14 protein-coding genes are annotated in these 14486 nt (G+C 66.1%); 9 read left to right on the top strand and 5 right to left on the bottom strand.

The features are described from left to right. Positions 1–38 precede the first annotated feature (38 nt). From LAQ58_RS08105 to LAQ58_RS08095, 3 genes are read left to right on the top strand one after another with little or no spacing between them, the layout of a single operon-like run. Complete coding sequence (locus LAQ58_RS08105) at positions 39–1703, top strand: ABC transporter ATP-binding protein (protein ID WP_224450094.1); 1665 nt, start codon at positions 39–41, stop codon at positions 1701–1703. After that, positions 1700–3028, top strand: a complete 1329-nt coding sequence (locus LAQ58_RS08100) for an ABC transporter permease (RefSeq protein WP_224450093.1) — start codon at positions 1700–1702, stop codon at positions 3026–3028. The genes LAQ58_RS08105 and LAQ58_RS08100 overlap by 4 nt, the downstream gene beginning before the upstream one ends. Beyond that, positions 3021–4085, top strand: coding sequence for an ABC transporter permease (locus LAQ58_RS08095; RefSeq protein WP_224450092.1), 1065 nt, complete (start codon positions 3021–3023; stop codon positions 4083–4085). The genes LAQ58_RS08100 and LAQ58_RS08095 overlap by 8 nt, the downstream gene beginning before the upstream one ends. Positions 4086–4145: 60 nt before the next feature. On the opposite strand, the gene LAQ58_RS08090 is transcribed toward LAQ58_RS08095, so the two are convergent. After that, entirely contained in the window at positions 4146–4943 is a 798-nt protein-coding gene (locus LAQ58_RS08090) for an alpha/beta fold hydrolase (RefSeq protein ID WP_224450091.1), read from the bottom strand. After that, positions 4940–6382: an FAD-binding oxidoreductase gene (locus tag LAQ58_RS08085; RefSeq protein WP_224450090.1), complete on the bottom strand. Its 1443-nt coding sequence runs from the start codon at positions 6380–6382 to the stop codon at positions 4940–4942. Before LAQ58_RS08085 ends, LAQ58_RS08090 begins: the two co-directional genes overlap by 4 nt. A gap of 198 nt (positions 6383–6580) precedes the next feature. Between LAQ58_RS08085 and LAQ58_RS08080 the strand changes: the two genes are divergently transcribed. Then, a complete protein-coding gene (locus LAQ58_RS08080) occupies positions 6581–7951 on the top strand; it encodes a geranylgeranyl reductase family protein (RefSeq protein WP_224450089.1) in 1371 nt (456 codons plus the stop codon). A 256-nt stretch (positions 7952–8207) separates the two neighbouring features. Then, positions 8208–9086 (top strand): SDR family oxidoreductase, encoded by an 879-nt coding sequence (locus LAQ58_RS08075; protein ID WP_224450088.1) that lies wholly within the window; start codon positions 8208–8210, stop codon positions 9084–9086. A gap of 49 nt (positions 9087–9135) precedes the next feature. Here the strand turns inward: LAQ58_RS08075 and LAQ58_RS08070 are convergent, their stop codons facing one another. Next, positions 9136–9606, bottom strand: a complete 471-nt coding sequence (locus LAQ58_RS08070; protein ID WP_224450087.1) for a hypothetical protein — start codon at positions 9604–9606, stop codon at positions 9136–9138. A 160-nt stretch (positions 9607–9766) separates the two neighbouring features. Between LAQ58_RS08070 and LAQ58_RS08065 the strand changes: the two genes are divergently transcribed. Continuing rightward, positions 9767–9910 carry a hypothetical protein gene (locus LAQ58_RS08065; RefSeq protein ID WP_224450086.1) on the top strand — a complete coding sequence of 48 codons (144 nt, stop codon included), beginning with the start codon at positions 9767–9769 and terminating at the stop codon, positions 9908–9910. A gap of 15 nt (positions 9911–9925) precedes the next feature. Here the strand turns inward: LAQ58_RS08065 and LAQ58_RS08060 are convergent, their stop codons facing one another. Then, the gene (locus LAQ58_RS08060) at positions 9926–11200 is read right to left on the bottom strand and encodes an amidohydrolase (protein ID WP_224450085.1); all 1275 of its coding nucleotides are present in this window, start codon (positions 11198–11200) and stop codon (positions 9926–9928) included. A gap of 259 nt (positions 11201–11459) precedes the next feature. Here LAQ58_RS08060 and LAQ58_RS08055 point away from each other — a divergent pair, with 259 nt between their 5' ends. Together LAQ58_RS08055 and LAQ58_RS08050 are read left to right on the top strand one after the other, a co-directional pair. Continuing rightward, positions 11460–13073: a Na+/H+ antiporter NhaC family protein gene (locus LAQ58_RS08055; RefSeq protein WP_224450084.1), complete on the top strand. Its 1614-nt coding sequence runs from the start codon at positions 11460–11462 to the stop codon at positions 13071–13073. After that, on the top strand, positions 13070–13336 hold the full coding sequence (locus tag LAQ58_RS08050; RefSeq protein ID WP_224450083.1) for a DUF7513 family protein: 267 nt from the start codon (positions 13070–13072) through the stop codon (positions 13334–13336). The genes LAQ58_RS08055 and LAQ58_RS08050 overlap by 4 nt, the downstream gene beginning before the upstream one ends. A 67-nt stretch (positions 13337–13403) precedes the next feature. On the opposite strand, the gene LAQ58_RS08045 is transcribed toward LAQ58_RS08050, so the two are convergent. Next, positions 13404–13736 (bottom strand): uS10/mL48 family ribosomal protein, encoded by a 333-nt coding sequence (locus LAQ58_RS08045; RefSeq protein ID WP_224450082.1) that lies wholly within the window; start codon positions 13734–13736, stop codon positions 13404–13406. A gap of 241 nt (positions 13737–13977) precedes the next feature. Between LAQ58_RS08045 and LAQ58_RS08040 the strand changes: the two genes are divergently transcribed. Beyond that, on the top strand, positions 13978–14439 hold the full coding sequence (locus LAQ58_RS08040) for a bis(5'-nucleosyl)-tetraphosphatase (RefSeq protein WP_224450081.1): 462 nt from the start codon (positions 13978–13980) through the stop codon (positions 14437–14439). The last annotated feature ends 47 nt before the right edge of the window (positions 14440–14486 follow it).

The following is a 14486-nucleotide window of genomic DNA, read 5'->3' as shown; positions in this document are numbered from 1 at the left end:
ACCACGCTCTTAAGCGCACACTCACCAAGCCACCACCAATGGAACCGGCCGTCCATCTCGACGGAATCACGAAACGTTTCCCCGGCGTCGTCGCCAACGACGACGTCGATTTGGTCGTCGAGCGGGGGTCGGTTCACGCCCTTCTCGGCGAGAACGGCGCAGGGAAGACGACGCTGATGAACGTTCTCTACGGACTGTACGAACCGACCAAAGGGGACGTGTACGTCAACGGCGACGGACTCGAACCGGCGGACGACGGAGTGCCCAGCCGATACGCCGACGCCCCTCGGCAGTTCGACTCGCCGGGCGACGCCATCGACGCAGGCGTCGGCATGATTCACCAGCACTTCATGCTGGTCGGCCCGATGACCGTCACCGAGAACATCACCCTCGGCAACGAACCCCGGAAGTGGGGCGGGTTGGCCGTCGACGGCGAGCGCGCCCGCCGGGAAGTGGTCGACCTTTGCGACCGCTATGGCTTCGACGTCGGCCCCGACGCCACCATCGCCGATGTGAGCGTCGGCGTCCAACAGCGCGTCGAGATTCTGAAGGCGCTCTACCGCGGTGCGGACGTGCTCATCCTCGACGAACCGACGGCAGTGCTCACGCCGCAGGAAGTCGACGACCTCTTCGCCGTCTTCGACGAACTCACCGCCCAAGGAAAGACTATCATCTTCATCACGCACAAACTGGGCGAGGCGATGCACGCCGCCGACGACGTCACCGTCCTCCGCGACGGGAGGAACGTCGGCACCGTCGCCGCCGACGACGTGACCCGCGAACAGCTCGCAGAGATGATGGTCGGTCGCGAGGTACTCCAGACCGTCGAGAAACCGCCGGTCGAACGCGGCGACTCGGTGCTCACCGTTGACCGCGTCTCCGCGGAGGACGAACGCGGGGTCGAGGCCGTCTCAGACGTCTCCTTCTCGGTTCACGAGGGGGAGGTGTTCGGCATCGCGGGCGTCGACGGCAACGGGCAGTCCGAACTCGTCGAAACCATCACCGGCCTTCGAGAACCGACGACCGGGAGCGTCGCCTTTGAGCGCGAGGATATCACGGAGTGGCCGCGGCAACGTCGCATCGACCGCGGGATGGCGTACATCCCCGAGGACCGCCACGAGCGCGGCCTCGTGATGAAGTTCGACCTTACGGAGAACGGCCTCCTCGGCAGTCAACACAGCCGGCCGTTCGCCGAGAGCGGGCGCATCGAGTGGGGTCGAGCCCGCGACCACGCGCAGGACATCATCGACGAGTACGACGTGCGTCCCCCGAACCGTGACGCGAAGGCGGCTTCTTTCTCCGGCGGCAACCAGCAGAAGTTCATCGTCGGCCGCGAGTTCGAGCGCGACCCCTCGCTCGTCGTTGCTACCCACCCGACCCGCGGCGTCGACATAGGTTCAACCGAGTTCATCCACGACCGTCTGCTCGAACTCCGCTCGGCCGGAAAAGCCGTTCTCCTCGTCTCCTCGAAGTTAGAGGAGGTTCAGGGCATCTCCGACCGCCTCGCGGTGATGCACGACGGTGAGATAATGGACGTGGTCGACCCCGAGACGGTCACCGAGGAGGAGATCGGCCTGCTGATGGCCGGCGAACAGCTCCCCGAGGAGTCGTCGGCAACGAGCCTACGCGACGATGCCGCCGGGACCGAGACGACGGCCGGTGGCGAAGACGCGGGCGTCACCGCCAGGGGTGAGAAACGGTGAGCGCCGGAGACTGGCGGGCGCGCGGGCGGAGCGCGCTCGAACGACTCGTCCGCGCCTCGGCGTTCGAGCGGGTGCTCATCAGCACCGCTGCGCTCGTCCTCTCGATGTTCGTCGGCGTGCTCATCATCCTCGCCGCCGGGCGGATGACGACGTGTACGACGGCGGCGACGACCTTCTTCGGCGTCGGCTTCTGTTACGACCCGTTCGCCGTCTACGACAGCCTCTTCTTGGGCGCGCTCGGCGACCCCATCAACCCGCTGTTCCGGCCGCTCGAAGGCCAGATTCGGCCGCCGTTCCGCGAGGGGTGGACACCGCTGAACAGCCAGATGGCGGTCACGCTCCGGGAGACGACGATTCTCATCTTCACGGGTCTCGGCGTCGCGCTCGCGTTCCGCGCGGGCATCTTCAACATCGGGATGCAGGGCCAGTTGGTCGTCGGCGCGCTGGCGACGGCGCTCACCGTTCTCTGGACCTCCTCGCTGTTCTCGGGTTTCGTCGGAACGCTCGTGCTCGTCCCGCTCGGCCTCGCCGTCGGCGCGCTCGCCGGGGGTCTGTTCGCCGCGATACCCGGCGCGTTGAAAGCGTACGCGGACGCCAACGAGGTCATCACGACCATCATGCTGAACTTCGTCGCGACAAGCGTCGCGCTGTTTCTGGTGGCGGGTCCGTTCAAAGACCCCGAGAGCCCGGCCAACGAGTCGGTCGGTCTCCCCGAGTTCGCCACCATCCCGCCGGTGCTGTACGAACCCCGCGACGACTTCTCGCTCGTCGCGCTCGGCATCGCGCTCGTGCTCGTCGGGGCGGCGTACTACCTGCTCGAACACACCTCGTTCGGCTACGACATCCGGACGAGCGGGATCCAGCCCGAAGCCGCCGAGTACGGGGGCGTCGACGCCGCTCGGACGATCGTCTCCAGCATGACGCTGTCGGGCGCTATCGGCGGCGTCGGCGGCGCGATGTACGTGCTCATGATTCTCGGCAACTACCAGACCGGCGTCCCGGCGTACGGCTTCGACGGCATCACCGTCTCGATCCTGGCGGGTAACAACCCGCTCGGCGTCGGCTTCGCGGCGCTGCTGTTCGGCATTCTGAAAAGCGGCTCCATCATCGTCGACGTGAGCACCGACGTGCCGCCGCAGCTCGTCGGCGTACTCCGCGGGCTCATCATTCTCTTCGTCGCGATGCCGGAGTTCTTCCGCCTCGTCGGCGGGAAGTTCGTCGTCGACGGGAGCGACGAGCAGGCGGTGGCGACGGATGGGGGAGTGGACGCGGGACGGACGACCGACGACGCGGCCTCGGGTTTCGGAGGTGAGTCCGATGAGTAACGCGACGCTCGACCGGAGTTCGAACCTCTCGACGCGACGCCTCGCGGGAATCGTCGTGCTCGTCGGCGCCGCAATCTTCGTGCTCTGGGGTCTCGTCGCGCCGGGATCGACGCCGGGGCGCGTCCTCCGCGTCATGTTCACGAAAAGCGCGCTCTCAGCGACGCTGCGGCTCTCCGTACCCATCGCCTTCGCGGCGCTCGGCGGCATCTTCGCCGAGAAGAGCGGCGTCATCAACATCGGTCTCGAAGGGCTGCTCATCATCTCGGCGTTCGTCGGCGTCTACGCGACGGACGTCACGGGCGACATCTGGCTCGGACTCCTCGTCGGCGTCGTCGCGAGCGTGCTCCTCGCAGCCTTGTTCGCCGTCGTCTGCATCGAGTTCCGTGCCGACCAGATCATCGCGGGCCTCGCGGTGTGGCTCATCGCGCTCGGCCTCGCCCCGTTCGCCTCGCAGGTCATCTACGGCGGCCCGAACACCGCCAGCGTCGCGACGTTCGAGACCATCACGGTGCCTGGTCTCGCGAGAATCCCGTTCTTCGGCGCGCTGTTCGACGCGACGCCGATGGTCTACCTGATGTTCGTCGCCACCGCGGCGTCGTGGTACACGCTGAACCGCACGTCGTTCGGTCGGTGGGTCGTCGCCAGCGGCGAGAACCCGCAGGCGCTCGACACCGCGGGCGTCGACGTGAACCGCGTCCGCTACGCGGCGGTCCTCATCTCCGGGTTGCTCGCGGGTGTCGGCGGCGCGGCTTTGTCGCTCAGCCTCGGCCAGTTCGTCGGCAACGGCCAGACGATGGTAAACGGAAAGGGATTCATCGCCATCGTCGCCTACCTGTTCGGCAACTACAACCCGGTCGGGGCGCTCCTATCGACGTTCCTCTTCGCGGGACTAGACGCACTCCAACTGCGCCTGCAGGCGGCGGCCATCATCGCCGTCCCGCAGTCGCTCGTGCGGACGATTCCGTACATCGCGGTCATAATCGTCCTCGCGCTGTTCGGGAAGACCCGGCTGCCCGAAGCGGCGGGCGAGCACTACGAGTCGGGCGAGGACCGGTAGTCGACGGCGCCGGCAGATCCGGATTCGCACACCGGAAAAATGTCTCGTCGACGCGACGGCTCACTCCGTCGTGAGAAGCGCCTCCAACACCGTCTCGACGAACAACTCGGGAGCGGTGCTCAACGCCTCGTGGCCCACCCCCGGGAGCGTGACGATTCGGGTGTTCGGCACCACCTTGTCGACGAGCGCGGTCGCCTGCTTCATAAACAGCGGCCCGTCACCACCGGACAAAAGCAGCGTCGGGACCGTGAACTCCGCGAAGCGGTCGGGGTCGAAGCGGTAGGCGTCGACGGCGCGAACCTCGCGCGGAACCGTGTGAGCCGCCTCGATTGCCACCTCCCACTCGGGGCTGGCTTTCAGCGACTCGATCTCCGTCCGCGACTCGCCGGCGACCTCGCGCAGAAACAGCGTGAGCGCACCCTCGCGGTCGCCGTCGTCGAACAACGCTTCGATGCGGGCGACGGTTTCCTCGTCGGTGAGCGTCTCGCCTTCCTCGGGAATCGGCGGCTCGTAGAGGACCAGTCGCTCGAGGTTGTCGGTGAGTAGCGCAGCTTCGAGCGAGCAGAGCGCGCCCAAGGAGTGGCCGACGAGGACGACGGGTTCGCCTATCGAGTCGACAACCGCCGCGACGTCCTCGAACTCCCGTTCGAGCGCGTAGTCGACCGCGTCTCCGCTCTCGCCGCGGCCGCGTCGGTCGAGCGCGTACACGGTGAACCGTTCGGCGAAGTCTGAGAGCACCAGCTGCCAGTCGGCGTGCGTCCCAAGCGGCGCGGTTCCGTGGACCAACACGAGCGGCGGTCCCTCGCCGGTTCGTTCGTACGCGATCTCCGTTCTGTCTCTCGACGCGACGCGGTTCATCGCGTATCTCCGACCGCTGCGTCCGGCGCGACGTTCTGATTCAACTGAAACAGGTTCTCCGGGTCGTACTCGGCCTTTATCTCGATCAACCGGTCGTAGTTGTCGCCGAACAGCAGCCGTGCGGGGTCCTCGCCGAAGCCGGGGAAGTTGCCGTACGCCCCCGACGCGACGGTCATCTCCCGGAGTTCGGCGAGTCCGTTCCGCGCCCACGCGACGTTCACGTCGTCCGTCTCCGAGTCCTCCCAGTTCGCCTCGAACGTTATCAGGTAGGCGTCGTCGCGGTGCCAGAAGGCCGTCTCCTCGGGAGCCACATCGGAGATGGCGCCGCCGAGGTGCCAGATATCGACCGTCGACAGCGGCGACGGACTCTCGTCGCCGTAGCGGACGACGAGGTCGAGTACGCCGTCGGTGAGTTCAGAGACGTAACTGGCCTTCCAGTAGTACCGAAGACCGTCCGGGTAGTCCTCGTCAAGCAGCGACTGCAGCGCCGTGTACGCCATCGTATCGCTAAAATCGACGAGGGGTTCGGCAACGGTCCGGAGTGCCTCGAACTCGGCTTCGGCGTCCTCGGTCGGCCCGTCGTAACAGCCGAGGAAGACCACCGCCGACTCGCCCCACGCGCTCTCCGGGAACTCGTCGAGTACCGGCACCGTCGCGTAGAAGGGGAGGACGCTCGCTCTGCGGTCGGCCCCGGCGGCGTACTCGCGGAAGGCTCGAAGCGCCTCGACGGCGGCGTCGCCGCGGTGCCAAACGAAGAGACCGAACACCTCCGGGCCGACTTCGTCGAGTTCGTACTCGAACGACGTGACGACCCCGAAGTTGCCGCCGCCGCCGCGAACGGCCCAGAACAGGTCCGGGTTCACCGTCTCGCTCGCGGTCCGAACGAGTCCGTCGGCGGTGACGATCTCGACCGATGTGAGGTTGTCCAGAGAGAGGCCGTACTTCCGCCGGAGGTGACCTACGCCGCCGTTGAGCGTGAGACCCGCGATGCCGGTCTCGGAGACGACGCCGAGCGCCGTCGCGAGGCCGAACAGTTGCGTCTCGCGGTCGACGTCGCCGAGCGTCGCGCCGCCCTGCGCGCGAACCCGGCGGTCGTCGGGGTCGACGAACACGCCGTTCATCGCCGAGAGGTCGACGACGATGCCGTCGTCGCAGACGGCGTTGCCCGCGACGTTGTGACCGCCGCCGCGGACCGCCAGCGGGAGGTCGTGCTCGCGGGCGAACTGCACCGCTTCGACGACGTCGGCCGTGCCGGAACAGCGGGCGATGAGCGCCGGGAACCGGTCTATCATCCCATTCCAGATCCGCCGCGCCTCGTCGTACCCCTCGTCCGACGGGAGGAGCACGTCGCCGCCGAACGCGTCGACAAACTCGACGAGGGCCTTCGAATCGAGCGTCGCAGCTCGGTCGTCTGTGGGTTGTCGTCCTTGTGAAGACATGGCAAGGAAAGTACGCCTCCGGAGTGAATAATGGCGTATTCTTGGTCGGTGTGTAAGTCGTTTCGTCGATAGGGTAATTCGTGTGTACGTGTGAGCGTGACGAACCGACGAAACTCACGCAGACGGGTATATTGTCGCCGTCCAGAGGACAGATTTGGGAATAAAGAGTTTTGCTCCCGCCTACGAGACTCACGCGTAATGACTACGCACGAGTACGACGTCGTCGTCGTCGGCGCGGGAACCGCCGGTTGCTACGCCGCCGCGACGGCGTCGAACGCGGGTCTCGACGTCGTCGTCGTCGAGCGGAAGGACGAGGAGGAGGCGGGCCACATCGCCTGCGGCGACGCGCTGAAGGGTGCCGACGCGTTCCCCGAGTCGATCCCGAAGGAGCAGATCCAGCCCGCGTTCACCAACACGGGTGTCGACCACGGCCGCTTCGAGATTCCGAGCCACGAGACGGTGCTGGAAATTCCCGTGCCCGGCGAACTCGCGGTTATCGACCGCTGGGAGTACGGCCGCCTGCTCATCGAAGGCGCCGAAAACGCAGGCGTCGAGTTCCACTACGACATCGTGGTTCAGGACGTGACGCAGGACGCGGACGGCACCGTGACGGGCGTCCGCGGCAAGCGGAAGGGCGACATCGTCGAGTACGAAGCCGACGTCACCGTCGACGCGGCGGGCTCGCTGTCGTACCTGCAGGACGCCGCCGACCTCTCGGACGCGACGTTCGACACGAACGTCAACTACTCGCAGTTCTGCTCGGCGTACCGTGAAATCGTCGAGGTGGAGGAACCCGTCGAGTGGGACGACGCGCTCGTGTTCAAGCCGACGAAGCGCGCGGCGGGCTACCTCTGGTACTTCCCGCGCACCTCGACGACCATCAACGCGGGGTTGGGCTTCCAGATGAACGAACAGCCGATGAAACTCGTCGAGGACCTCAAGCAGGACCTCCGCGCGCGCCCCGAGTTCGAGGGCGCGACGGTCACCGACAAACTCGGCGCGGCGCTGCCCACCCGACGACCGTACGACTCGGCCACCGCGCCGGGGTTCATCGCCGCCGGCGACGCCGCGGGCCACGTCAACCCGACCACAGGTGGGGGAATCGCCGGGGCCGCTTACGCCGGGAAGTACGCCGCCGAGCAGGCCGTCCGCGCCATCGAGGCGGGCGACGTGAGCGAGGACGCGCTCTGGCACTACAACGAGCGCGTGATGGACCACTTCGGCGCCCGCTACGCCGGTCTCGACGTGTACAACATCCTCTCGACGGCCGTCGACGTCGACGAACTGATGGGACTGTTGGCGGCGCTCCCGGGGGAGAAACTCGCCGAGGCGCTCTACTCGGGGAAGACTTCGATGAGTCCGCTTCTGATGGCCCAGACCGGGTTCAAGAGCCTCGGCTACTGGCGGGAGATAAAGACGTTCTATCAGACGAAGCGACTCGCCGAGAAATTGATGACCCACTACGACCGCTACCCGACGCGACCGGGCGCGCTCGCCGGGTGGCAGACCCACCGCGATAACCTGATGGACCGCATCTACGAGACGACCGGGGCGGAGCCCAAATACTAGCTCCTTTTGCGCTGCGGGCCGCTGCGCGGCCCTCGGCAAAAGCTGCACCAAAAGCACTCCTCCCTCGCTTCGGCCTCCGGCCTCCGCTCGGTCATCGGCCGAAAATCGCAGAGCGGTTTTCGGGCACATCAGACCGCAAGTCTGAGGGCGGCCCGCTCACTCGTTTCACTCGTTCGCGGTACGACTCATTAGGGAACAACCGCACCGCATCTGCTCTTGCCTCAACCGTTACCTTTCTGGCGGTTGCCACGACCGTATGAGCCAGACGGTTCTCATCACGGGCTGTTCGTCCGGTATCGGACGCGCGACCGCAGAGCGGTTCCTCGACGGCGGGTGGACGGTGTACGCGACGGCGCGCGACCTCGGCGAAATCGAAAACCTCGACGCGCGGGGCTGTCGTACGCTCGAACTCGATGTCACCGACAACGAGGAAGTCGAGCGCGCGGTTGACCGGGTGTTCGACGAGCAGGGGCACCTCGACTGTCTCGTCAATAACGCGGGCTACGGGCAGTTCGGACCAGTCGAGGACGTGCCGATGGACGGCGTGGTTGAGCAGTTCGACGTCAACACGTTCGGACCGCTCCGGTTGATTCGCGCGGCGGTCCCGCGGATGCGCGAGCGGGGACGCGGCACCGTCGTCAACGTCACCGCAGGCGTCGGCGGCCTCACGGTGCCTGGACTCGGTATCTACACCGGTTCGAAGTACGGCCTCGAATCGGTGACCGACGCGCTCCGTCAGGAGACGGGACAGTTCGGCGTCGACGTGGTGACCGTCGAACCCGGAATCGTCGCGACCGACTTCTACGACCGCGTGCTGGAGGAGGTCGCGGAGGCGGACCGCTCCCCTGCGTACGCCGACCTCTACCGCGTGCTCGACGAGATTTCACTGGTCAAGACGAAGCCGCCCGGCGTCAACTCGCCCGAGCGAGTCGCCGACCGAATCCACGACGTTGCGACCGCCGAGAATCCGAAGCCGGTGTACCGCGTCGGTCCCAGCGCGAAACTCGGGACGCTCGCCGGTTTTCTCGTTCGCGGCCGCGTTCGCGACGCCGCGTCCCGGGTTGGACTCCGAGTGCTTTCGAGCGACCCGGCGATACGCGCCCTCCGGTGGTGGCGAAAACGACGGTCGGAATAGCGGCGGTTGGAGTAGCGGCGAAGGGGCGCTTCGGGCGACGACGCGCCGCTCACTCCTCCCAGTCGCGGGGCATCTCGGCGACCGTGTTCTGGAGATACCGCATCGCGGTGGCGATAGCCATCAGCCCGCTCATGAGCGCCTGTTGGCTCGCGCCGTCGGGGTAGATACGGTGTTCGAGTTGGATGGAGTGGGCCTCGGCGAGCGGGCAGGAAACCCCTTCTTCGTCGAGGAAGGTGTAGAACCCCGGCGTCGCCGCCAGAACCGGTCCGAACCGCGTGAGCAACTCTTCGCGCTGCTCGTCGTTCTCGACGAGTCCCCGCACGTCGTCGGTGTCGAAGGCGTTATTGCCGACCAACCGAATCGGCCCCCACGTCTCCTCCTTGATGACGTGCAAGGGGAGCCGCGAGAGTTCTACCTGAAAGTTGAACTCGCTCTCGTCGCTGGAGACGCGCTGGACGTCGCGGACGACTTGGTCGTCCAACCACGAGCGGACTTGGTCGGAACTGATGTGCCTCGTCATACGGTGCAGGCCACGGGAAGGCGGAAAAGGATTCGTCTCAGTCATCAGCCGCGCCGAAATTCCAATCATCCGAACAAAACGCCGACGCTGCACGTCTCGACGTTCGATTCTCGAACCCTGCCGCCCCCAGCACTATCCGTTTGGGCGTCGTGGTTTCCCTATGACGTACCGAACCACTATCGGTTGGTCGCTGCTCTCCTCCGGCCTCGTCACGCTGCTGCTCGCGTATCTCCCCGGAGATTCGTTGTGGTACGGAATCGCGCTCCTCGTCCTCGGAATCGTGACGTTGGTCGTCAGGCGATAGCGGAGTTGCGACGACCTACGGCCGCGTCGCCGCGATTTCGAGAATCGAGTCGGTGAGCACCTCGATACCCAACCCGAGGTCGTCCTCGTTCACGTCGAACGTCCGCGTATGGTGGCCGCCGGGGTGGTCGGTGCCGACGCCGACGTAGGCGGCCTTCCCGCCGTTGTCTTGGACTTTCTGCATGAGGAACGTCGCGTCCTCGCTGCCGCCGAGCGCGTCGCGTTCGACCAGCGAGGTGACGCCGCTGTTCTCGCTGGCGACGGTGGAGACGACGTCGACGAGCGCGTCGTCGCTCGTCGCGCTCGGCGCTTCACCCTCCGTCTTCAGCGACACCTCGCAGCCGTGCATCTCCGCCGCTGCCTCCATCACGCGGTAGGCTTTCTCCTGCATGTACTCCATCAACTCGGTCGTCTCGCCCCGGACCTCGCCGTCGATGAAGGCCTCTTCGGGGATGATGTTCGTCGCGGTGCCGCCGCCGACGAGACCCGCGTTGATTCGGGTCGAGCCGTCGGCGTGGCGGGGAATCGCGTAGAGGTTCTGAATCGCGGCCGCCATCGCCTGCACCGCGTTGTCGCCCTCCTCCGGACGCGCCCCCGCGTGGGCGGGGTGGCCCGTGAACTCCGCGCGGAAGTGGTGGACGGCCAGGAACCCGTCGACGCCCGCGACGATTTCGCCGGAGGGATGGTCGAGACCGATGTGGACGGCCAGGAGGTAGTCCACGTCGTCGAGGTGGCCGCTCTCGGCCATCGGTCCCCCACCCGAGACGATCTCCTCGCTGGGTTGGAAGAACACCTTCAACGTCCCCGAGAAGTCGCTGGCGGTGACCGCGTCGAGGACGCCGAGACCGATGGTCGCGTGGGCGTCGTGGCCGCAAGCGTGCATGAACCCCTCGTGCTCGGAGCGGAAGCCGCCCGAGACCGGCGCGTGGTCGTCCTCGTCGGCCTCGGTGATGGGTAACGCGTCGATGTCGACGCGGAGCGCGACGGTCGGTCCCTCGCCCTTTTCGACGACGGCGACGGCGCCGGTGTAGCCGCCCTCCAGCTTTTCGAGTACGTCCTCGCGTGCACCGGCTTCGCGGGCCCGCTCGAACCACTCGTCGAGTTCCGCGTCGTCCGGGACGCCGGGACGGTCGTCGGCCAGCGCCTCCTTTCCGACGTACAGCGCGTCGAGGTCGCGCTTCTCCAGTTCGTCGACGATGCGGGCGGTGGTGTAGAACTCGCGCCACGCGGGTTCGGGATGTCGGTGCAGGTCGCGGCGGAGCGCGACGAGGTCGTCTGTCGTCTGACTCATATCTCGGTGATGGCGATGCCGATGCATAAAGCCGGACAAGGGGGCAACCATCGGGGTCGGTCGTCCGCCGATCGGGAGGCAACGGCCTACGGAGTCGACGTGGTGGCCGTATACTGTCGGCTGTCCGTCTCTTAAACTGCGTATCAGCCAACGAGATGTCAAATACTGTCGAAATTATCCGTGTCTGAACCGGACGAACGCTCGGCGAGTCGTGTGGATTTATTATAATTCATCCCGCCATGAGCGAACGTGAAACCGTATGGGAACTGATCGCGAACCGCCGGAGGATCCGGAGCGACCGGTCGACGGGTCGGACGGCGAGGACTACGAAGACGAGGTCGAAGAGGAGTTGGCCGAGGCCCAGCGCGCCCGCACGGAGTCGCGCATCGAGTTCTACGGCGGCCCGATCTCGAGTACCGTTCCGCTGGGACTGTTCGTCGTGTGGGCAATCTTCCAGAGCGGCGTGCTTCGAATCGGAGACACGACCGGTCTCGTCGCCGGCATGCTCGTCTCGCTCGTTGTCGGCATGTTCCTCGCGAAGGGCTCGTGGGCGAAGTACGCCAACACCATCTTCGAGGGGATGACCCAGCGCGTGGCCGCGACGGCCATCGTCGCGTGGCTCTGGGCGGGGATGTTCGCCGAGACGATACAGACCGGCGGGTTCGTCGACGGACTCGTCTGGGCCGCGCAGACGCTCGGCGTCGGCGCGTCGCTGTTCCCGGCCATCACGTTCGTTCTCGCCGCGCTGCTCGCGACCGGCATCGGCACCGGCTACGGCACCACCATCGCCTTCACGGCGCTGTTCTTCCCGGCCGGCCTGCTCGTCGGCGCAAACCCCGTGTTGATGTTCGGGTCGATTCTCTCAGGGGCGGTGTTCGGCGACAACCTCGCGCCGGTGTCGGACACGACCATCGTCAGCGCCGTCACGCAGGACGCCGACATCGGCGGCGTCGTCGCCTCGCGGTTCAAGTACGCTATCGTCGCCGCGGTGTTCGCGTTCGCCGGCTACGTCGTCGCCGGGTCGATGCTGCCCGGTCTCGACCTCGGTCCGGGGGCCGCGGAGATTCTCGGCGAGCAGAGCAACCCGTTCGGTCTCGTCCACCTCGTCTCGATGGGCGTCGTCATCTTCACGGCGGTACAGGGTCGCCACATCGTCGAGGCAATCTCGTGGGGCATTGTCGTCGCCTTCGTGTTCAACGTGACGCTCGGTCTCGCGGCGACGAGCGACATGATCAACTTCGCCGCCCCGGAGAATCTTGGCATCGCGCAGGCACTATCGGTGCTGCCGTTCGTGACGCTCGTCCCGTCCGACGAGGCCGGCGTGGGCGGGAGCCTGTACGCGGGGGCGGAAGGGTTCTTCCCGCTCATCGTGCTGACGCTGCTCATCGTCGCCGGCGCTCAGATCATGATCCGCGGCGGCGGCTTCCAGGCGATACAGGACTGGCTGCTCGACACTGTCGCGACCTCCGTGCGCCGCGCGGAGACGACGATGGTGCTCGGCACCGCGCTCGTCAACGCGCTCATCACCATCAACACGGCCGCCGAAATCGCCATCGCGCCGTACATCGCGCGCCTCGGCGAGCGGTTCAACATCAACGGCTACCGGCGCGCGAACATCCTCGACGCGAACACCTCGGCGCTCGGATACATCTTCCCGTGGTCCGGCGGGGTGCTCGTCGGCTACGCCGTCCTGCAGGGGATGCCCGAGCAGTACGAGTGGTTCACCCAGTCGATGGTCGTCAACCCCATCGAGGTGTGGCCGTTCGTCTTCCACGGCTGGCTGCTGCTGTTCGTGTTCCTCTTCGCGGCGCTCACCGGCTTCGGACGAGAGTACACGACCGACCGCGAAACCGAGGAGGTGGCTCGCGTATGAGCCTCCTAGGCAAATACCTGAAAGGATGGGGGCTCCGGACGACCCACCCGACGTTCGAGGCGGGTCAAGAGCTCTCGGCGTTTCTCACGGGCTACGAAGACGGCGTCGCCGTCGCCCGCATCGGCGACACGCGCATCCGCGTCCCCGACGCGCCGAGCGGGATGGTCGACAGCCGCGTCCGACTCCGAGTCACGTCGTTCGATTCGAGCGAACACGTCGGCGAGGCGGAGTTCGTAGAGAAGGTCGGCGACAGCGCGTTCTGAGCGCGCCATCGTCGGTGACTCGCCGAGTCGTTTCGTCGGGTCGGCGGTCGACGGTGTTTCTGCGTTTCTACCGCTGCCGGTGGCCGAGCGGTTTCTTCTGTTCGATTTCGATTTCGACGTGGACGCTGTCGGGGAACTGGCGTTCGGCGACGCTGCGGGCGATCTGGTCTGCGCCGTGGATTTCGAGGCGACGCGTGTACATCGTGTACGACCACGGCGAAAACTCCCGGCCGCGCCCCAACGTCCGGTACTGCGGGACGCTGAGTCGTTCCGGTGGCGACGAGTGCGGTCCTTTGCACTCCGCGCCTTTCCGTTCGAGCATCCGTTTGAGCTCCGAGACCACGTCGTCGAGCACGGTCCGGTCTCCACTTTCGAAAGTGAGCTTGGTTACAAAAGTCATGAGCTGAGGGGTTACTCTCTCTTTCACACGCGGAACGGTAAAAACGCATCTACAGGACACGCACTTCGTGACTGTCACACACGCACAACTGGCGTCGGGGGCGACGCGTCGTCCGGAAACGACGAGTTGCTTATAAAGGACAGTGCGTTTCCGCAGAAATCGCGGCACCGAGGGTCGCCTGTGCGATACTGCGCCGACTCCTCCGATATTCTCTTAACATGGGATGGTCTACGTGAGTGCAATGACGGTCGAAGCGGTCAGTGCTGGAGCCATCCTCTTCCGCGACACCCGCGGCCGACGGGAGTATCTGCTCCTGAAGAGCCGACCCGGGGACTGGGAGTTCCCGAAAGGCGGGGTCGAAGGCGATGAGGAACTACAGCAGACGGCGATCAGAGAGATCGGAGAGGAGGCGGGCATCGACGACTTCCGCCTCGTCGACGGGTTCCGTAGAGAGTACGACTACGTGTTCGAAGCCGGTGGCAAGACCATCCACAAGACGGTCCACCTGTTCATCGCGCGCTCCTTCGAGGCGAGCGCCGAACTGTCGAGCGAACACCGCGACCTGCAGTGGCGCGACTACGAGCAGGCTATCAACACCATCACGCAAGACGGCCCGCGCGAGATTCTCGAGGAGGCACACAACTACCTCAACGAACTCGCCGACGAGAACGGCGACGACCCCGGGCGGCGATACCTCGCCTGAGGCGGGCGTCGTCGCGTATCGCAACACGAATAGCGACTGCGCTCGCA

It is taken from the genome of Haloprofundus salilacus (genome assembly GCF_020150815.1).
Classification (GTDB): domain Archaea; phylum Halobacteriota; class Halobacteria; order Halobacteriales; family Haloferacaceae; genus Haloprofundus; species Haloprofundus salilacus.
The sequence above is the reverse complement of the archived record's forward strand: the minus strand, read 5'-3'. Positions and strand labels throughout refer to the sequence as shown.

Coding starts and splice junctions, on each gene's coding strand:
- LAQ58_RS08045 (WP_224450082.1), bottom strand. CDS start 13,736: ATGACTTTTGTAACCAAGCTCACTTTCGAAAGTGGAGACCGGACCGTG.
- LAQ58_RS08070 (WP_224450087.1), bottom strand. CDS start 9,606: ATGACGAGGCACATCAGTTCCGACCAAGTCCGCTCGTGGTTGGACGAC.
- LAQ58_RS08085 (WP_224450090.1), bottom strand. CDS start 6,382: ATGTCTTCACAAGGACGACAACCCACAGACGACCGAGCTGCGACGCTC.
- LAQ58_RS08055 (WP_224450084.1), top strand. CDS start 11,460: ATGGGAACTGATCGCGAACCGCCGGAGGATCCGGAGCGACCGGTCGAC.
- LAQ58_RS08040 (WP_224450081.1), top strand. CDS start 13,978: ATGACGGTCGAAGCGGTCAGTGCTGGAGCCATCCTCTTCCGCGACACC.
- LAQ58_RS08080 (WP_224450089.1), top strand. CDS start 6,581: ATGACTACGCACGAGTACGACGTCGTCGTCGTCGGCGCGGGAACCGCC.
- LAQ58_RS08105 (WP_224450094.1), top strand. CDS start 39: ATGGAACCGGCCGTCCATCTCGACGGAATCACGAAACGTTTCCCCGGC.
- LAQ58_RS08065 (WP_224450086.1), top strand. CDS start 9,767: ATGACGTACCGAACCACTATCGGTTGGTCGCTGCTCTCCTCCGGCCTC.
- LAQ58_RS08075 (WP_224450088.1), top strand. CDS start 8,208: ATGAGCCAGACGGTTCTCATCACGGGCTGTTCGTCCGGTATCGGACGC.
- LAQ58_RS08060 (WP_224450085.1), bottom strand. CDS start 11,200: ATGAGTCAGACGACAGACGACCTCGTCGCGCTCCGCCGCGACCTGCAC.
- LAQ58_RS08095 (WP_224450092.1), top strand. CDS start 3,021: ATGAGTAACGCGACGCTCGACCGGAGTTCGAACCTCTCGACGCGACGC.
- LAQ58_RS08050 (WP_224450083.1), top strand. CDS start 13,070: ATGAGCCTCCTAGGCAAATACCTGAAAGGATGGGGGCTCCGGACGACC.
- LAQ58_RS08090 (WP_224450091.1), bottom strand. CDS start 4,943: ATGAACCGCGTCGCGTCGAGAGACAGAACGGAGATCGCGTACGAACGA.